Source organism: Lysobacter sp. Root690 (genome assembly GCF_001427785.1).
In the GTDB taxonomy this organism is placed as follows: domain Bacteria; phylum Pseudomonadota; class Gammaproteobacteria; order Xanthomonadales; family Xanthomonadaceae; genus Lysobacter.
The window spans coordinates 65,360-82,313 of sequence record NZ_LMHM01000015.1 but is presented as its reverse complement, the minus strand read 5'-3'; the positions used below and the strand labels follow the sequence as shown (position 1 = coordinate 82,313).

Sequence of the window (16,954 nt, the reverse complement as noted above, 5' to 3'; positions counted from 1 at the left end):
TGCGGATACGGCTCAGGCGCCGCGAAATTCGTCTTCGCTCACCACCCGGTAAGCGTTTTGTTCGGCGATGTATTCGATCAGCACGACCCGGTCGCCGCGTTGATAACCCGGCCCCTTGTCGTCGCGGATCTGCAGGATCAGGCCGGCGCCGCCGTCTTCGAGCGCGGCGGTGCCGGTGACCCGGTTGACCGGGCTGCGCACGGTCGCGGTCTGGCCCAGCAACGGGCGCGGCGGCTCGGGCTGCATCTTGCGCAGCAGCTTGCGCACCGGACGCAAGGCGAGCGCGGCGACCGGAATGGAAACGATGAAGGCGACGATGATCACGCCGACGCTGGCGACGGTGCGCAGCGGCCCTTCGGGCAGCAGGCGCAACAGCAGCAGGTCGGCGAAGAAGCTCAGCGCCCAGCCGCTGGCGATCAGGGTGCTGAGCACCACCGTCACCGGGATGCCGCCCAAGCCCAGCCGCATCAGCGGATCGAACACGCTTTGATGATGATGCGCGGCGTCGCCGTGGCCCTGGCCGTGGGCGACATCGCCGAGCGCATGGCCGTGGCCATGCCCCAGACCACCGTGCCCGTGGCCATGTCCGAGCCCGTGGCCGTCGCCGCCGAAATGGCCGTGGCCATGACCGCCGCCGAACAAACCGTCGGCCGCGTCCATGCCGACCAGTCCCAGCGCCGACAACAGCCAGTAACCGATCACCACGCCCAGCAGCACGGTGTAGAACGCCGTCGGAAACGCAAACACGATCTGCAGAAATTCGATCATCGCACCCCTCCCTTCCCCGCTCGCCGCCGTCCGGGCGGCACCGCCATCGCGCCGGTCAATCCGGCAATTTTTGTCGCAATCGCGTCAGTACCGCATCGCTGCCGGCGACGTCGGCCATGATCCCGGCGTCGCGCAGTTTGCGTTCCAGCGCATCGCCGCGATCGCTGCGCGCCAGTTGCTCGGCCGCTTCCACCCGCGCGCCGCGCTCGGCTTGTTTTTGCTTGATCCGCGCCAGCGAGTCGATCGCGGTCGGCATCTTGTTGTGCGGCCCGACATAGCGCTGAGCGACCGCGGCCTGCGCGCGCTGCACGCTCTCGGTCGCCTTGACCGTGTCGAGCTGTTGTTTCAACCGACGGATGTTGCCTTCGGCCATCGCCACGGTCTTGCGCAGTTCGGCCACGCTGGCGGCGAGCTGCTGCAGGTGGCGTTCGTCGTCGCCGCGCCCCGATTCGAGCTGCACGATCTTGTCGGCGACTTCGCGCGCCAGCGCTTCCTCGCCCGAGGCCAGCGCCTTGATCGCGTAGGTTTCGTATTCGGCGATCTTCTCGCCCGATTCGCTCAGCGCGCGCTCGGCCAGGGTGTGGCGGGCGAGCAGGTGCGCGAGCGATTCGCGCGACTGACGCAGTTCTACGTCGCAGTCGCGGATTTCCTGATCGAGGATGCGCAGCGCGCGGCTGTCGACCCAGTCTTCGCCGAGCTCGTGCGCGCCCTCGCGCAACGAGCCGAGTAACTTGCTCCAGATATTGCCGCCATCGGACTTGGGCATGTCAGGCCGCCTCCAGCAGCTGCTGCTCGTAGGCTTCGGTGGCCTTGATCACGTTGTCGGCCAGGGTCTCGATCTCGTACAGCACGTTCGACAGCGAGGACGCGGCGCTGAGCGATCCGAACATCATGTACACCGACTCGCCGTCGGCCAGGGTCTCGATACCGATGGTCGACAACGGGAAGATCACCTTGTGGGTGCGCAGCACTTCTTCGTTGAACGCGGCCGGGTCGCGCACATGCGAGACCGGCCACAGCAGCGCCTCGACCACGATCTGGTCGCCGACCACGGCCAGGAACAGCGGCAGGTCGCCGTAGTCGCCCATCACCAGATGCAGGCTGGCCTGCGCGCCGTCGATCAGCTCGATATGCGATTCGCCGTAGACGAATTCGTCGGCCTGCGCCAATGCGTCGAACAGCCCTTCGGCCGTCCATACCTTTCCGTCGCTCATCGCCCTCTCCACGCGTCCACGCCCCGGCGCCGCACCGCGCGGCTGCCGCATCCGCTTCTCCACCACCAGCAGTTCGTCCGCGAACTCGGGCAGCACCCACAGCTCTTTCTTGACCAGGCCCTTGTCGCGAAGACGTTCGCGATGGCGGCGCTGGTAATAGGCGGAGGATCGGCGTTCCATGGCGGTCACGTTAGTTCATCACATGTGACATTGGCAATACATGACATGTAAGAGCCGACGAACGGTGATGCCGGCCACGGAATGCAGTGGGTGGGTCAATGAATTCAAGGGCTTGGGGAGACGAGGGGACGAGGCTGGCGTCGGTGTCNCTTGCGCCGCTCCTACATGGGCTACCTGCAGGAGCTGCGCAAGCCGCGACCGCGCCACTTCGACCACGACGAACCCGACCGGCGACCGCGAAGGCCGCCGGCCACGCATCAGGCCGGGATGTCGTGCAGCTTGCGCGCTTCGTCGATGCGCCGCTTCACTTCGGCATCGAGCTCGCCGAGTTCGGCCTGCTTGAAGATGTTGCCGAGCACGCGCTTTTCGTCTTCGTCGACCAGTTTGTCGCGCAGGGCGAGGTCGAGCAGTTTCTGCAGTTCGGCGACGTCGAGCGTGCCGTCGTTGGTGAACACCGGGATCGAGGCCAGGGCGATCTCGAGGTGGCTCTTGGGCTGGGCCATGTCGGCAACTCCGTTGCGGGTGAGGAATCGGTCCTTGGCGCGGCGGCGATGGCGACGCGCGCGCGGTAGACCTCGACTATAGCAAGCGTGAGCGCGTGCACGTATCGCGACGATGCGCCCATGGTTTCCGGCCGCCGCGCTTGCCGCGCGACGCCTGAGCACCGCGGTCAGCCGTGGATGCGGCTTGCGCCCTGACGCTTTGCGCTGCGATCGTCGCGATCCTCCACGGCATAAGTGCCAACGGCGCTTATCGAAAGGCGTCGCTGGCTGAAACCGCCGCACCGAAACAGCGCAGCTGTGCAGACGAACGAACCCGTTCGATCAGCGCGCGCATGCGCCTGCGTCCGAACACTTAGATCCGCAAAAACAAACAGGCCCGATGCTTTCGCACCGGGCCCGTCGTTGTTTCGATCGCCGTTCGCCGCGGCGGCATCAACGCCGCGCGGATCGCGCGGACCTTGTTACCAGACCACTTCCGCCATCGAGCAGTTCAGGCCCGAGCCGATGCCCAGCAGGGCGACGCGGCTGCCCTTCTTCAGGCGGCCCATTTCGCGCAGCTTGCTCAGCACGATCGGCACCGAGGCCGGACCGATGTTGCCGTGCTCGCCGAAGATGGTCATGACCTTCTTCGGGTCGATGCCGAAGGCCTTGAGGAAGGCCTGGGTGTGGGCGCGGCTGACCTGATGGATCACGAACTCGTCGAGTTCCTCGACCGCCCAGCCCAGCGCGGCCTTGGCCGCGGCAAAGGTCTTGTGGCCGAGCTTGAGGCCTTCGATCATCAGCATGCGGCCGTCGGCCACCATGCGGTCGTGGTGCAGATCGCCCACGCACAGATGGTTCCACTCGGTCGCCGAACGGGTCACGCCGCCGCGGTACTTCGGCGCGCCGGGCACCAGCTCCGAACGCGCCAGCACCATCGCCGCCGCGCCGCAACCCAGGGTCAGGGTCGCCATCTCGTCGCGCAGCTGCGCTTCGGTGACTTCGGCGTGGCTCAGGCGTTCGAGGGTCTTCTCGTAGGCGAGGTTGGCGGTTTCGCCGTCGACGATCAGGGCGTAGTCGATCTCGCCGCGCTCGATCATGCGGCCGGCGATGTCCATGCCATTGATGAAGGCCAGGCAGGCATTGGCGACGTCGAAGTTCTGGCAGTTCTCGCCCAGGCGCAGATTGCCCGAGACGATGCTGGCCGTGGACGGTTCCAGGTAGTCGCGGCTGACCGAGGTGTTGACCAGCAGACCGATGCGGTCGGCGTCGATACCGGCGTCGGCCAGCGCCTTGACGCCGGCCAGGGTGGCGGCGTCGGAAGGCTTCATATCGCCATCCCAAAGACGGCGTTCGCGCACACCGGCGACGTCCTGCAGTACATCCACTTTGATGCCGAGGCGATCGAGCGTCGGCTTGAGCCGGGCGTTGATCTCATCGGACGTCAGCTTTCGCGGCGCATCGACATGAGCGAGGCCGGCGATGGCGACATGTTGGAACAGCATGGGCGTTAAACCCTTGGGGCAGAAAAGTGCGACAGCGTAGCGTCTTCCCGCCCCCCGCGCATTAGCTCCGGTCACACCGCGACCGGGGTGCCGGCCGCCATTGGCGGCCTAAAATCCTTGCCAAACAATCGATTACAGGCGTTACCGGCACTCAAAAAACCCGTACGCGGCCGTTTGGAAACCCGCTCAGCCACCCACCGGGTAGGTCTGGGCGGCGCCGGAAGCCGGTTTTTGCGCAGCCGGGGCCGCGCCGGGGCCACAACGGTAGGCGGCGAAACGCTGCGAACCCTGCGACGGATCGGCCAGCGGCTGGATGGTATCGGCCTGCAGGCCGGGGGCCTCGTTGCGGGCCAGGGTTTCCAATTCCTCGCGCACGCGCAGCGCGTTGCGCTCGTAGAAGGCGACGTTGTGCTTGACCGACACCACGACTTCGCCGCGCTTCTCACAGCCCGGCGCCGCGCCCGCGGACAACACCCGCACCGCCTGCGCGCCCGGCGCCATGTTGACCCAGGTGCAGGCCGACGCGCTCAACGCCAGAACGATGGCTGACAGGGACAGCAGTGCCGGTGTGCGCATGAGGACCTCGGGTAGGGATTGGACCGGGCGCATTGTCGCTGGAATCGGCTGAGTGGGGTAGGAATGTTTGGGAGTTGGAGTTGGAGTTGGAGTTGGAGTTGGCGTTGGCGTTGGCGTTGGCGTTGGCGTTGGCGTTGGCGTTGGCGTTGGGAATTGGGAATTGGGAATTGGGAATTGGGAATTGGGAATTGGGATTCGGGATTCGGGATTCGGGATTCGGGATTCGGGATTCGGGATTCGGGATTCGGGAAGAGCGTAGCGTTCTATCGCTGCCAGTTACGCAAGCCATCCGAAGCAACGTACTTCCACGTCTAACGTACTTCCCTACCGTCATTCCCGCGAAGGCGGGAATCCAGTGCCTTTCGTGCGAGAACGCCTGAAGTCACTGGATTCCCGCGTTCGCGGGAATGACGACCTGGAGAGATGACGCTGAAGGCTCTGGATTCCCGCCTTCGCGGGAATGACGTTCTGGCGAGATGGCGCTGAAGTCTCTGGATTCCCGCCTTCGCGGGAATGACGTTCTGGCGAGATGGCACTGAAGGCTCTGAATGTTCGGCTCCGCCGAAATAAAGCGGAGCCCGCCTTCGCGGGAATCACGGCCTGGAGAAATTACGCTGAAGTCTCTGGATGTTCGGCATCGCCGCAGTACAGCAGAGCCCGCCTTCGGGGGAATGACGGCCCGGAGAATTGTCGATGCGTGCGCGACAACGCCACAAAACACAACGGGCCGCATCGACGATGCGGCCCGCTGCATGCAACTCACTCACTTCACTTCATAGCCACCGCGACACAACGACCGCGACCAATCCACCCCGCGATCGCACAGCCACCCTCACCGCACCGGCTTGCCGTCGTTGTCGATCACCTGCACCTGGCCGATCTTCAAGTCGCGGATCGGCTGCTCGATCTTGGACAGGTCGCCGACCACCACCCAGGTCAACGCATCCGGATCCAGCGCCTTGGCCGCGGCCTGGGTCAGCGCCGGGGTCATGGCGTCGTTGCGCGCCTTGTACTGCAGGATGTAGTCGGCCGGGCGGCCGTAACGCTGGTCGGAACTGACCTGCAGCATCACCGCGCTGTTGGTTTCGTAAGCGCCGGGCAGGCTCAAGGTGTTGGCGGCGCGGACCTTGGCGACTTCGGCCGCGGTCACCGGCGTGGCGCCGCTGGCGAAGGCGCCGATCTCGCGCTTGAGTTCGCCGAGCGATTCGACCGTCTTGTCCGACTGCACCGCGGCCTGGGCGATCCACGGGCGCTGGCCCTTGGCGTTGCCGGCGCCGCTGTAGGAACCGTAGGCCCAGTGCTTGTCCTCGCGCAGGTTCATGTTGAGGCGCGAGCTGAATTCGCCGCCCAGCACGCCGTTGGCGAAGTCGAAATCGATCGTGCCCGCGTCGCCGGTCGGCGCGATCAGTTCGCCGACATAGATGTTGGACTGGATCGCGCCGGGCTGGTCGACCAGGAACACCCGCGGCGCCTTCGGCCGCGCGACCTGGGCGAGGTCTGGCAAGGCCGGCGCGCCGGCCTTGGCCTTCCAGTCGCCGAAGCGGCGTTCGAGCAGCGGCACGATCTGCTTGAGCGTGGTGTCGCCGGCCACGATCACCCGCACCCGGTCGGGTTGCAGCCAGTCGCTGTGGAACGCGACCAGATCCTCGCGCGTGAGCGAGGCGATCGAGGCCTCGGTGCCGGTGCCGGTAAACGGAATCGCGTACGGGTGATCGGCGCCGTACAGCAGCGGCGGCAACACGCGTAATGCAGCGGTCTGCGGACGCGCCTTTTCCTGCTTGATCCCGGCCAGCCACTGCGCGCGCACGCGCTCGATCTCGGCGGCGTCGAAACGCGGACGCAGGACCACGTCGGCGAGCAGGTCGAGCGAAGGATCGAGCTTGTCGGTCAACGCCGACAGCGACACGCTGGCGGTGTCGAGGCTGGCATTGCTGCCCAGCTCGGCGCCCAGCGCCTCCTTGCGTCCGGACAATTGCAGCGCGCCGTACTCGCCCGCGCCTTCGTCGAGCATGGCCATGGCGAAGTTGGCGGTGCCGAGCTTGCGGCCCTGGTCGGCGCTGAAACCGCCGGGGAATTCCATCGACAACTGCACCACCGGGGTTTCGTGGCGTTCGACCAGCACCACCTGCATGCCGTTGCTCAGGCGCGCGGTCTGCGGCGTGGGGAAATGCAGTTCGGGGAAGCTTGCGGTGGTCGGCACGCCGGTGCTGCGATCGAGATCGGAAGCGACCGTCTTGAAGCGCGGATCGGCGGCCGGGATCGCCGCCGGTTTGGTCGCCGGCGCGGCGCGCACGGTTTCCGGGATCGACGAGGCCGGCTTGTCGCCGGGCTGCACCAGCAGGGTGTGCGAACCCACGCCGAGCCACGTGCGCCCGGCCGCCTGCACGCTGGCGATGCTGGCCTTATCCAGTTCCTTGAGCTCGTCGCGATAGCAATCGGGCTTGCCGAGCAGCACCGCGCAGCGCGCGAGCACGTCGGACTTGCCGCCGAAGCCGCCGATGCGTTCGATGCCGCGGACGAATTCGGCGCGGGTCGAGGTCTTGGCCTGTTCGAGTTCTGCGGCAGTCGGACCGTCCGCGATCAATCGCTTGACCTCCTCGTCGATCGCCGCGCGCACCTTGGCCGGGTCCACGCCCTGCTTGACCGTGGCCATGATCACCAGGGTGCCGCTGATCTCGGCGTCGTTGATCGACACGCTCGCGCCGTCGGCGAGGCGGTCCTTGTGCACCAGCCGCGCGTCCAGGCGCGAGGCCGCGCTGCCGCCGAGCACCTGCGCGAACAATTGCAGGTCGATGCCGTCGGCGGCGCCGAACTGGGCGACCGGCCAGGCGCGGTAGATGCGCGCCTGCGGCACGCGGTCGGGAATGACTTCCTCGGTGTCGCGCTCGCGCTTGGGAATGCGCGTGGCCATGTCGGCCAGGGTCGCGCTGGCCGGGATGTCGCCGAAGTAGCGCAGCGCCTTTTGCTTGGCGGTAGCGAGATCGATGTCGCCGGCCAGCACCAGCACCGCGTTGTTCGGGCCGTACCAGCTGCGGAACCAGGTCTTCACGTCGTCGAGCGAGGCCGCGTCGAGGTCGGCCATCGAGCCGATGGTCTGCCAGCTGTAGGGATGATCGGCCGGGTACAACGCTTCGTAGAGTTTGGCGCTGATGCGGCGGCCGTAGGGCTGGTTTTCGCCCTGGCGCTTTTCGTTCTGGACCACGCCGCGCTGTTCGTCGAGGGTCTTCTGGTCGATCGCGCCGAGCAGGTGGCCCATGCGGTCGGATTCCATCCACAGCGCCATGTCGAGCGCGGTGGTCGGCACGTTCTGGAAATAATTGGTGCGGTCGACGTTGGTCGTGCCGTTCTGGTCGGTCACGCCGACCAGTTCGAACGGGGTGAAGAACTCGCCCTTGTAGTTTTCCGAACCCTGGAACATCAGGTGTTCGAACAGATGCGCAAAGCCGGTGCGCCCGGGCTGCTCGTTCTTGCTGCCGACGTGATACCAGACATTGACCGCGACGATCGGCGCCTTGCGGTCGGTGTGCACGATCACGCGCAGGCCGTTGGGCAGGGTGAACTCCTGGTACGGGATCGAGACCTCGGCCTTGGACGCGGCCAGCGCGGGCGCGGCGACGCCGCCGGCCAGGGCGAGGCCCAGCGCCAGGGCGAGCGCGCCGGTGCGCGGACGAAGGGACAGCGGGCGGGACGAGGGCATGGAAACTCCTTGGAAAAGCAAACGTCCGCGGGCGGACCAAGGCCCCCATCCTAGGCGGGCGGGGTGCCGCCGGCATAGGTCGCCGGTCACAGGGGGTAGAGCCGCGCTTTTGCGTTCGAAGGCGCATGCGCGCTGCGTTCGGCCGCGGCCGGGCGGCATAATGCGCGCATGTTCGACGTCATCCTGTACCAGCCCGAAATCCCGCCCAACACCGGCAACGTGATCCGCCTGTGCGCGAACACCGGCGCGCGCCTGCACCTGATCGCGCCGCTGGGCTTCACCCTGGAAGACAAGCAACTGCGCCGGGCTGGCCTGGACTACCACGAGTACGCCAGCCTGCGTGTCCACGACAGCCTCGACGCCGCGCTGGCGGCGATCGCCGAAGCGCAGGCCACCGCGCCGCGATTGTTCGCCCTGAGCACCCGCGGCCGCACCCGTCACGACAGCCCGCAATACCGCGCCGGCGACGCCTTCCTGTTCGGCCCGGAGACCCGCGGCCTGCCGCAGGATGTGCTCGAGGCGGTGCCGGAATCGCAACGCCTGCGTTTGCCGATGCGGCCGGAGAATCGCAGCTTGAACCTGTCGAATTCGGTCGCGGTGGTGGTGTTCGAGGCGTGGCGGCAGTTGGGGTTCGTTGGCGGGGAGTGAACGATCCACATCGGTAGTGCGAAGTTCGAAGTGTCCGGCGGCTGCATACGCCGATGGCAACGGCGCCGCGCGCAATTGCCGACGATGCCGGATTGAACCGACGGCAAGCGCGCACAAGCACGAAAAAAAAGCCCTCTCCGCCCGGATTGCGGAGAGGGCAATTGCAGCACGAGGGGAAATCAGGATTCGGCGACGACCGACGCGCGCTCGCGACGCACACCCGTCGCCCGATGCAGGCCGGCGGCGCTGAGCAGACCGACCGCGCAGAACACCATCCACGGCAGCCACGGCCATTGCTTCGTCGCCGCCAGATCAACCATCCAGCCTCCGGCGACATTGCCGATGCCGCCGCCGACCGCGAGGCTGAGCGAACTCACGCCGAGGAAGGTGCCCAGCGCGCGCGGATCGGCGAGGCCGGCGATCAAGGTCTGCTGGGTCGGCCGGGTCATCAGCGCGCCGATCGAGAACGCGCCGACGCACACCAGCAGCCCGGCGAAGTCGCGCACCAGGCCGATCGCGCCGGCCGCCAGCGACATCACCACCACCCCGGCCACCAGCACCTGCGCGCTGCTCCAGCGCCGCTCCAGCCAGCGCACCAGGCCGTATTGCAAGGCCACGGTCAGTCCGGCGCTGAGCGCGAACATCACCCCGACGCTGTCGACCGTGCCGGTCAGGCGCTGCGCCAGCAACGGGAAGCTGATGTTGATCTGCACCGCGACGAACCAGTACAGCATCATCAAGCCGACCAGCACGATGAAGGCGCGGTTGCCGCGCACCAGATCCAAACCGTGCCGCAACGGCGGCGGCCGCTCGGGCATGCGCACCTGCGGCAAGCGCAACGCGACCAGGAAGTTCAGCGCGAAGCAGGCCGCCGCCGCCAGGCACACCACGCGAAAGTCGTAATGCAACAGGGCCACGCCCAGCAGCGGTCCCAACGTGGTGGCCACCCCGCTGATCCAGTTGCTGATCGCGTAATAGCGCGGCCGCGAGTTTTCGTCGGTCAGCGCGGCGATCGAGGCCTGGTACGGCGCTTCGAACATGGCCCCGCCCAGGGCCGACAACACCATCGCGCACAGCAGCATCGGCAGCGCGTCGGCGAAGGCGAGGCTGGCGAAACCCGCGGCGCGCAGCAGCACGCCCAGGCAGATCATCCGCCGCGCGCCGTAGCGATCCGACAACACGCCGCCGACCAGGGCCAGCCCTTGCTGGGTCAGTTGCCGCACCGCCAACGCCAGCCCCACCGCCGCGGCCGCCATGCCCAGGTCGTTGACGAAGTGCACCGCGACCAACGGCATCAGCATGGCGAAGCCGGTCACCATGAGAAAGGTGTAAACCAACAAGCCATGCAGCCCGCGACGACGCGCGGTTTCGCTCAGCGTCGCGCCCTCATCGATCGCCACCGAAGTCGCCTCCACCTCGCGCCTCAGGCCGCCACGCGCGCGTCGCCCGCGGCGAAACCTTCGGCGCGGTACAGATGGATCGGGGTCGGATCGGCGCTGAACTGCGAGAATGGGAACGGTTCGGCCGACACCGCCGCCACGCCGTCGCCGAGGAACCGCGGCACGATCGCGCTGCCGGTCTGGGCGTAGACGATCAGCGGAATATTGCGCGAACGCGTGGCCGCAAGGATCTCGTCGAATGAACCGTTGCTCAGGGTCATGCCGGTGGCTATGACTAGGTCGGCCTGCGCCAAAACAAGCGCCATGTCTTTAACTACTTCAGTCCCGTCGGCCGTCCGCTCCATATTGAAGTCGCAAGGCAAACAAATCCCGCCATGCGCGCGAATCGCATCCACCAGTGGATTGACCACGCCGATCAAACCCACCCGCATGCCCGGCTCGATCCGCAACAGGCTGGCGATCGCCTGATCGCGCGCCTTCGCGCGCTGCAGCGGCGTGCCGTGCGGCAGCATGAACACCTGCGCCTGCGCGGCCTCGCGGTGCGGCCGCACCAGCGACAGATAGGCATCGAGCGCGGCGATGCGCACCGGCGTGCGCTCATCTCGCAGCAACTCGGCGACGCTGCGGCCGGACAGTTCCTCGGCGATCACCGAATCGAGCTGATCGCGTTCGACGCAACAACCGCCGAAGCCCGATTCCACCCGCAGCACCAGATAGTAGTTGCGGTACTTGGTGTCGGTGCCGGGGAACTGGGTGCTCTGGCGGACCCAGAACGCGCCCACCGCATGCAGCTGCGCCGGGTCGTTGCCGTAATCGCCGCGCAGGACGGCGGCGGTGAGGTCGGCGACAGAGGTGTGGGAGAGGGGCTTGGTGGCGGTGGGCATGGTGAGTCTCGGAGTTGGAGGTCGGGGCGGTGTAGACGGAGCGAATTGGTGGGCTGGAGAGCCACTGCCGCGGCCACGGCGTCTTTCGCTTTGCTGTTGCTATTGCAGTTGCCGTTGCTTTCCCCCCCCCTTTGTAAAAGGGGGGCAGGGGGGATTCGCTGTTTCTGTTTCTGTTTCTGTTGCCGTTGCTGTTGCTTTTAGAGCAGGAGCAAAAGCGAATCCCCCCTACCCCCCTTTTACAAAGGGGGGAAAAGCGGTATGCGGCGGTTTGGAAATCAGGGGAGACGCATCACGCCGCAACAGCCTCGGCGTAACCCAACACCACCCGCCCCAACGCACGCTCGGCATACGCGCGCGCCTCCAGGCCCTCGCCGTCGACCGCGACCACATGCCCCAGATAGCAAGCGTTATCGATCGGCGCGGCGACCTCGCTGCCCGCGATCGGCGACAGGCTCCATCGCTGCACCGCCGGATCGGCGTCCAGCGACGCCACGCCGTCGACCGTCGCGACATGCCCACCACGCGGCGGCACCAGGAACTTGATCGCCGCGCTCGCCACGCCGGTCGGCTTGCGCGTCAGATCCGGTTCGCGCCCCAGCGCCAGTTCGATCTGCGCATCGAGCAGGTCGATGCCGGTCACCCGCTGGATCAATTCGGCGATGTAATTACCACCCGGACGCGGATTGATCTCGACGATGCGTGGCCCGCCCGCGGTGAGTTTCACCTCAGTATGGCTGATGCCGTGGTCGTGCCCGACCGCCTCCAGCGCGCCGCACACCAGCGCTTCGATCGCCGCCGCCTGGGCCGGATCGAGCTTGGCCGGGAACATATGCCCGTCCTCGATGAAGTACGGAAACCCGGTCACGCTCTTGTCGGTAATGCCGATGACCGTGGTGCGGCCGCGATAGGTGCAGGCTTCCACGCTGACCTCTTCGCCGAGCATGTACTCCTCCAGCAACAGCAGCGGCACCCGCGCCTGATCGCGGAAATTGCGCGGGAACTGTTCCAGCGCATCGAAGGATTGACGCAACTCGCCTTCGTCGTGGATCAGGCGCACGAACGCGCTCGAGGCCAGATCGGTCGGTTTGACGATCAAGGGGTAGCCGATCCGCTGCGCTTCGCGGCGGGTGTCGTCCCACGACGCGGTCACCGCGAACTTCGGATTCGGCAGACCCGCGCGTTCGATCGCCTCGCGTACCCGGTCCTTGCGCCGCTCCATCACCACATTGGCCGAGAACGCCTGCGGCAAGCCGAGCGCCTGCGCGACCTGGGCCACGGTGTCGATGTAGTAATCGCAGATCGTCACCACGCCGTCGAACTTCAGGATCGCGTGCTGCGCGCGCAGGAATTCGATCAGCGCCGGCACGTCGTTGGTTTCGGTGGTCAGCACGTGATCGGCGTGTTCGATCACCGGATGGATTTCGCGCGAACGCGCATCCAGGTAGTGACCACGGTTGCGGGTCACGAAGGTGTAACGATGGCCGAGTCGGCCGATCGCGGGCGGAAAGATCCGGCCGGTGCCGCCGACCCAGCTTTCGATCATCAACAAATGCGCCATGGCGAGAATGCTCCAGGAAGAATCAGGTAGCGGCGGCAAACGCCGGCGCCGTAAGGGGAAGGACCCGCGGCGCGGGCGCCTGATCGTCGAAGTCCGCGCGCCGCCAGGCCATCGCCGACCACGGCAGCACCAGCCGATCAAGCGAATCGATGCGCGTGGGTTGCAGATCGGCCAGGGCCAGCGCCTGCTGGTGCTGAGCGAATACCCCGTCGACATAGCGATGACCGGTATCGGCGGCGAGGAACACGATGTTGCGTTCGGGCCGCAGCGCAGCCTCGCGTTGCGCGACCAGATAGCAGCAACCGGTCGACAGGCCGGCGAACACCGCGTGCTCGCGCAGCAACGCGATCGAGCCCGACAGGCCGTAGTCGAACGAGACCCAGTGGATCTCGTCATACAGCCCGTGGCGCACGTTGCGGAATGGAATCGAACTGCCGATACCGGCGATGATGATGCCGGGGTCTTCGATGTGCTGGCAGCCGAAGGTCATACTGCCGAACGGCTGCACGCCGATCAGTTCGACCGCGGGATCGTGCGTGCGCAACGCGCGCGCCAATCCGCCGGTCGAACAGCCCGAGCCGACTCCGCCGATCACGCTCAGCGCCGCGCCGCCGATCGAATCGAGCAGCAGTTGCGCCACCGGCTCGTAGCCGTCGTAGTGGATATCGTCGTGGTACTGCTGCATCCAGTGCACCGACGGATCGGCATCCAGCAGCTCGCGGATACGCGCGACCCGCAGGCTCTGGTCCATCTTCAAGGTCGCCTGCGGCTCGACCTGCTCGATGGTCGCGCCGAGGATGCGCAGTTGCAGCATCAAAGTCTTGTCAACGGTTTTGGAGCCGACGATGTGGCACTTGAGTCCGAACTTGTGACAGGCCAGCGCCAACGCATAGGCGTAGATGCCGCTGGAACTGTCCATCAAGGTCGCGCCGGGCTGGATGCGGCCTTCGGTGAGCAGGCGTTCGACCGCGACCAGGGTCGAATACACCTTCATGGTTTCGAACCGGGCCACGTACAGATTCGGCCCGAGCCGCACCAGATCCGGAACCTTGATCGCATCGGCGATATGCGCATGCACGCTCATCAGAACCCCGTCTCGGCAAAGCGGCACTGGTGACCCAGGCCGCGGAAGAACGACGACAGCTCGCCCATGCGCGCCGGATCGGGGCGGGCGATGAACAGATAGCCGAGCAGGCTGCCGGTGTGGGCGACGACGATGCCGTCGGCGGCGAAATCGCGCTGGCGTTCGAGCAACACCGAGAGATGGCGCTTGGCGATCACGCCCTGCGCCAGTTCCGCGCTGCGCGTGGAGCACTCGCAGATGCGGCGCAGGTCGTGGCGGGCGAACGCGTCGATCGCGCGATCGAGGTTGTGTCGGTACGCCGGCAGGTTGCGCTGGTAATGGGCGAGCAAGGGATGGGCGACCTTCTCGGTCTCAACCGTGCCGCCTTCGTCGATGTAGCAGGCATGCAGCCGCACCGGCGCATCGAACGCGCGCACGATTTCCTGGCGGCCGCTGAGGTACAGCGCATGGGTGTCGAGGAACACGCTGTCGGAGCGCTCGATTTCGCGCAGCAATGCGGCGATCACTGGCGCCGGCGAATGCAGGCCAAAGATGCGGTCCAGGCAGCGGATCGTCGCGACCAAGTCGGCGGTGGAACTGGCCATGCCCTTGCCGAGCAGCAATTCCGAATCATGACTCCAGCGTCCGGCCGGCAATCGCTTGCCGTAGCGCCGCAGATACAGATCGATCGCGCGACGGCACTTGTCTTTGCCGGCCAGTTCGACGTCGATATCGCCCGCCTCGCCCGGAGTGAAATGCACCCAGCTGTATTTGCGCACCGGCAGCGAGATCAATCCGATATGCAATTCGCCGTCGTGTTCGTACGGCCCCTGCAGCAGTTCGCCCAGGGTGCCGTGACACACGCCGCTGCAGATCGCCGAGGACGCATGCCGCGACGCCGCGGCGGCCGATTCGGCGTAACCCGCCTCGCCGCTTGCCGAACCCGCGCATGTCCCCTCCGGCGTCGCCGGCATGCCGCGTTGAAAGCCACCGATGTATTGCTGCCGCAGCATCGCCACGTCTCCCCGTTGTGGATCGGTCAGCCGTCGAAATCCACCGCCAGCTGCGCCACATAGCGCCGCCCGTCGGTCAGGCCGAAACTGTTGTTGCCGTAGATGGTCCAGGTGTAGGTGTCGCCCGCGTTGGCGACCAGCAGGCGCAAGGTCGCCGGCGCCGAACCGAGCTTGAAGCGATAGCGCGCGCCGACATCGACCAGGGTGTAGGCCGGCACCCGGTTGAAACCGTCGCGCGAGGCAACGCGTTCGCCGTAGTGGCTCATCGCCAGATCGAACGACCAGCCCGGCAATGTCGGCGGGCGGTACTCCAGATCGCTGCGCAGCACCCGTTCGGTCTGGCCGATCGGACGATCGCCTACGCGCCCCAGTCGAACCGCTTCGCCGCTCACGCGCGGACGCATCAGCACCGCGCCGGCGACCAGGCTCAGGCTATCGACCGGCCGCCCACTCAGGCTCAACTCGAGCCCACGATGGCGCACTTCGCCGATCGCGCCATAGACATTGTTCTCGTCGGTGGTGAAGTACGGCTTGCGCACGTCGAACGCGCCGGCCACCAGTTTCATGTTGTCGGCGAAAGCCCAGCGCAGGCCGGCGTCGGTCTGGCGGGTGCGGATCGCCGCCAGCGCCTGATTGCGATTGGCCGCATCGTCCGGCGCGATCCCGCTTTCTTCGAGACCACGGGTGTGCCCGGCGTACAACGCCAGCGATTTATTGACGTAGACCGACGCGGTCGCATTCGGCAACCACGGATCGTCGCGCGACGAGGTGCGCGGCAGACCGGGTTGATCGACGCTCTTGCGATAGCGAGTGCGTTGCACGCCCACGCTCAACTCGCCAACATCGCGCCAGCGACCTTCGTAGGCCAATCCACCGGTCCATTGTTCGACGTGATCGCGGGTGCGCGGGCCGAATTCGAAACCATCAGGTTCAGGCATCGGCCGCGGTTCGCCGAGCCGGCGCCAGCCGTAATCGATCGCATCGGCCGAGCCGCCGTAGTCGCTGTCGAGACTGCGCCCGCGCAGCGCCAGGTGCAGCACGTGCAGTCGCGGGCCTTCGCTGAAGCTGCGGCTCAGGCGCAACTCGCCGCTGGTCGAGGCGTAGCGCTGGCGCGGATCGGCGATGACTTTCTCGCGGGTCATGCCGTCGGCGCCGGTGTCGACGAACAACTCGGCGAAGCCGCTGGGCTGGTTGTTGATCGAACGGAACACACCGCCGGCCACCGCCCAGTTGTTGCCGAAGCGCGCCTTGCCGAGCACGCCGTAGTTGCGGCTGTCGTATTCGTTGTCCGACCAGGTCTGGCCGAAATGCCGACGCCGCGCGATCTTCGGCGGCAGGTGATTGCCCGAGGTGATGATGGTTGGCGCGACTTCTTCGTCGCGGCCGCGCGAGATGCTCCAGAACGGCAGGATCTCGATGTTCTCGGTCGGTCGCCAGCGCGGCACCAGACCGGCGCGCAGATAGCGCGCGTCGGCGCCGTCGTAATACTCCTCGCGCGCGAACGAGATATTGCCGGCCAGGCCGAAACGATGATCGACGATCGGCAATTTCGCGTCGAGTTCCAGCGCCGGCGCGCCGTAGGCGTTGAGCGCGGCGAGCACGCTGATCACGCGTTCGTCGCCGGCCTTCTTCAGTCGATAGTCGACGATGCCGGTCGGCGCCGGGAACGGATAATTCAGCGCCGACAGGCCGACCCGGATGGTCGAGCCTTCGACCAAGGCCGGCGGCACCGTGCCCTGGCGATCGAAGTAGACCCCGTCCATGCGCACGTTGCCGGCGTCCACCGGCGAGAACCCGCGCACCTGCTTGCTGCTGTACAGGCCGATGGTTTCATTGCCGAGGGTCGCGCCGAACGCGTCCTCGGCCGCGGTCACCGCGTTGTCGCCGGCGCGTTGCGCGTGCGCGCTGCCGGCCAGGGCCAGCGCGCCGCTCAGACTCCAGATCCATCCATGACGTTGTTTCATCG

The 16,954-nt window shown here is 66.6% G+C and carries 13 protein-coding genes and 1 pseudogene; 1 reads left to right on the top strand and 13 read right to left on the bottom strand.

What is annotated here, in order from left to right; translation table 11 throughout:
- Window positions 1-12: 12 nt before the first annotated feature.
- The 7 genes and pseudogenes from ASD86_RS17485 to ASD86_RS17450 form a co-directional block, all read right to left on the bottom strand.
- The gene (locus ASD86_RS17485) at window positions 13-768 is read right to left on the bottom strand and encodes a hypothetical protein (RefSeq protein WP_056113454.1); all 756 of its coding nucleotides are present in this window, start codon (window positions 766-768) and stop codon (window positions 13-15) included.
- A 55-nt stretch (window positions 769-823) separates the two neighbouring features.
- Window positions 824-1,534 (bottom strand): PspA/IM30 family protein, encoded by a 711-nt coding sequence (locus ASD86_RS17480; protein WP_056113450.1) that lies wholly within the window; start codon window positions 1,532-1,534, stop codon window positions 824-826.
- A gap of 1 nt (window position 1,535) precedes the next feature.
- Window positions 1,536-2,162 (bottom strand): DUF2170 family protein, encoded by a 627-nt coding sequence (locus ASD86_RS17475; protein WP_056113448.1) that lies wholly within the window; start codon window positions 2,160-2,162, stop codon window positions 1,536-1,538.
- Window positions 2,163-2,419: 257 nt separating this feature from the next.
- Window positions 2,420-2,665 (bottom strand): hypothetical protein, encoded by a 246-nt coding sequence (locus ASD86_RS17470; protein WP_036107635.1) that lies wholly within the window; start codon window positions 2,663-2,665, stop codon window positions 2,420-2,422.
- Window positions 2,666-3,126: 461 nt separating this feature from the next.
- Window positions 3,127-4,149 (bottom strand): 3-oxoacyl-ACP synthase III, encoded by a 1,023-nt coding sequence (locus ASD86_RS17465; RefSeq protein ID WP_036107633.1) that lies wholly within the window; start codon window positions 4,147-4,149, stop codon window positions 3,127-3,129.
- A 252-nt stretch (window positions 4,150-4,401) separates the two neighbouring features.
- A pseudogene (locus ASD86_RS17460) lies at window positions 4,402-4,725 on the bottom strand (DUF4156 domain-containing protein); the annotation flags it as partial.
- A gap of 832 nt (window positions 4,726-5,557) precedes the next feature.
- On the bottom strand, window positions 5,558-8,422 hold the full coding sequence (locus ASD86_RS17450) for a pitrilysin family protein (RefSeq protein ID WP_056113443.1): 2,865 nt from the start codon (window positions 8,420-8,422) through the stop codon (window positions 5,558-5,560).
- Between the two features lie 168 nt (window positions 8,423-8,590).
- On the opposite strand from ASD86_RS17450, the gene trmL reads away from it, so the two are divergent.
- Complete coding sequence (gene trmL, locus ASD86_RS17445; RefSeq protein WP_056113440.1) at window positions 8,591-9,070, top strand: tRNA (uridine(34)/cytosine(34)/5-carboxymethylaminomethyluridine(34)-2'-O)-methyltransferase TrmL; 480 nt, start codon at window positions 8,591-8,593, stop codon at window positions 9,068-9,070.
- 179 nt (window positions 9,071-9,249) lie between these two features.
- Here the strand turns inward: trmL and ASD86_RS17440 are convergent, their stop codons facing one another.
- The 6 genes from ASD86_RS17440 to ASD86_RS17415 all read right to left on the bottom strand — a co-directional run bounded on the left by ASD86_RS17440 (window position 9,250) and on the right by ASD86_RS17415 (window position 16,952).
- On the bottom strand, window positions 9,250-10,470 hold the full coding sequence (locus ASD86_RS17440) for an MFS transporter (RefSeq protein ID WP_157476787.1): 1,221 nt from the start codon (window positions 10,468-10,470) through the stop codon (window positions 9,250-9,252).
- Window positions 10,471-10,493: 23 nt separating this feature from the next.
- Window positions 10,494-11,354, bottom strand: a complete 861-nt coding sequence (locus ASD86_RS17435; RefSeq protein WP_056113434.1) for a DUF364 domain-containing protein — start codon at window positions 11,352-11,354, stop codon at window positions 10,494-10,496.
- A gap of 289 nt (window positions 11,355-11,643) precedes the next feature.
- Window positions 11,644-12,912 (bottom strand): ATP-grasp domain-containing protein, encoded by a 1,269-nt coding sequence (locus ASD86_RS17430; RefSeq protein WP_056113432.1) that lies wholly within the window; start codon window positions 12,910-12,912, stop codon window positions 11,644-11,646.
- Between the two features lie 22 nt (window positions 12,913-12,934).
- Entirely contained in the window at window positions 12,935-13,996 is a 1,062-nt protein-coding gene (locus ASD86_RS17425; protein ID WP_056113428.1) for a pyridoxal-phosphate dependent enzyme, read from the bottom strand.
- Window positions 13,996-14,988 carry a hypothetical protein gene (locus ASD86_RS17420; protein ID WP_056113425.1) on the bottom strand — a complete coding sequence of 331 codons (993 nt, stop codon included), beginning with the start codon at window positions 14,986-14,988 and terminating at the stop codon, window positions 13,996-13,998. The genes ASD86_RS17425 and ASD86_RS17420 overlap by 1 nt, the downstream gene beginning before the upstream one ends.
- Window positions 14,989-15,014: 26 nt before the next feature.
- Window positions 15,015-16,952: a TonB-dependent receptor gene (locus ASD86_RS17415; protein WP_056113422.1), complete on the bottom strand. Its 1,938-nt coding sequence runs from the start codon at window positions 16,950-16,952 to the stop codon at window positions 15,015-15,017.
- Window positions 16,953-16,954 lie beyond the last annotated feature (2 nt).

Bases quoted from the DNA above. Each gene is read 5' to 3' on its own strand.
- ASD86_RS17415 (WP_056113422.1), bottom strand. From the start codon at position 16,952: ATGAAACAACGTCATGGATGGATCTGGAGTCTGAGCGGCGCGCTGGCC.
- ASD86_RS17470 (WP_036107635.1), bottom strand. From the start codon at position 2,665: ATGGCCCAGCCCAAGAGCCACCTCGAGATCGCCCTGGCCTCGATCCCG.
- ASD86_RS17480 (WP_056113450.1), bottom strand. From the start codon at position 1,534: ATGCCCAAGTCCGATGGCGGCAATATCTGGAGCAAGTTACTCGGCTCG.
- ASD86_RS17465 (WP_036107633.1), bottom strand. From the start codon at position 4,149: ATGCTGTTCCAACATGTCGCCATCGCCGGCCTCGCTCATGTCGATGCG.
- ASD86_RS17450 (WP_056113443.1), bottom strand. From the start codon at position 8,422: ATGCCCTCGTCCCGCCCGCTGTCCCTTCGTCCGCGCACCGGCGCGCTC.
- ASD86_RS17475 (WP_056113448.1), bottom strand. From the start codon at position 2,162: ATGGAACGCCGATCCTCCGCCTATTACCAGCGCCGCCATCGCGAACGT.
- ASD86_RS17425 (WP_056113428.1), bottom strand. From the start codon at position 13,996: ATGAGCGTGCATGCGCATATCGCCGATGCGATCAAGGTTCCGGATCTG.
- ASD86_RS17485 (WP_056113454.1), bottom strand. From the start codon at position 768: ATGATCGAATTTCTGCAGATCGTGTTTGCGTTTCCGACGGCGTTCTAC.
- ASD86_RS17420 (WP_056113425.1), bottom strand. From the start codon at position 14,988: ATGCTGCGGCAGCAATACATCGGTGGCTTTCAACGCGGCATGCCGGCG.
- trmL (WP_056113440.1), top strand. From the start codon at position 8,591: ATGTTCGACGTCATCCTGTACCAGCCCGAAATCCCGCCCAACACCGGC.
- ASD86_RS17430 (WP_056113432.1), bottom strand. From the start codon at position 12,912: ATGGCGCATTTGTTGATGATCGAAAGCTGGGTCGGCGGCACCGGCCGG.
- ASD86_RS17435 (WP_056113434.1), bottom strand. From the start codon at position 11,354: ATGCCCACCGCCACCAAGCCCCTCTCCCACACCTCTGTCGCCGACCTC.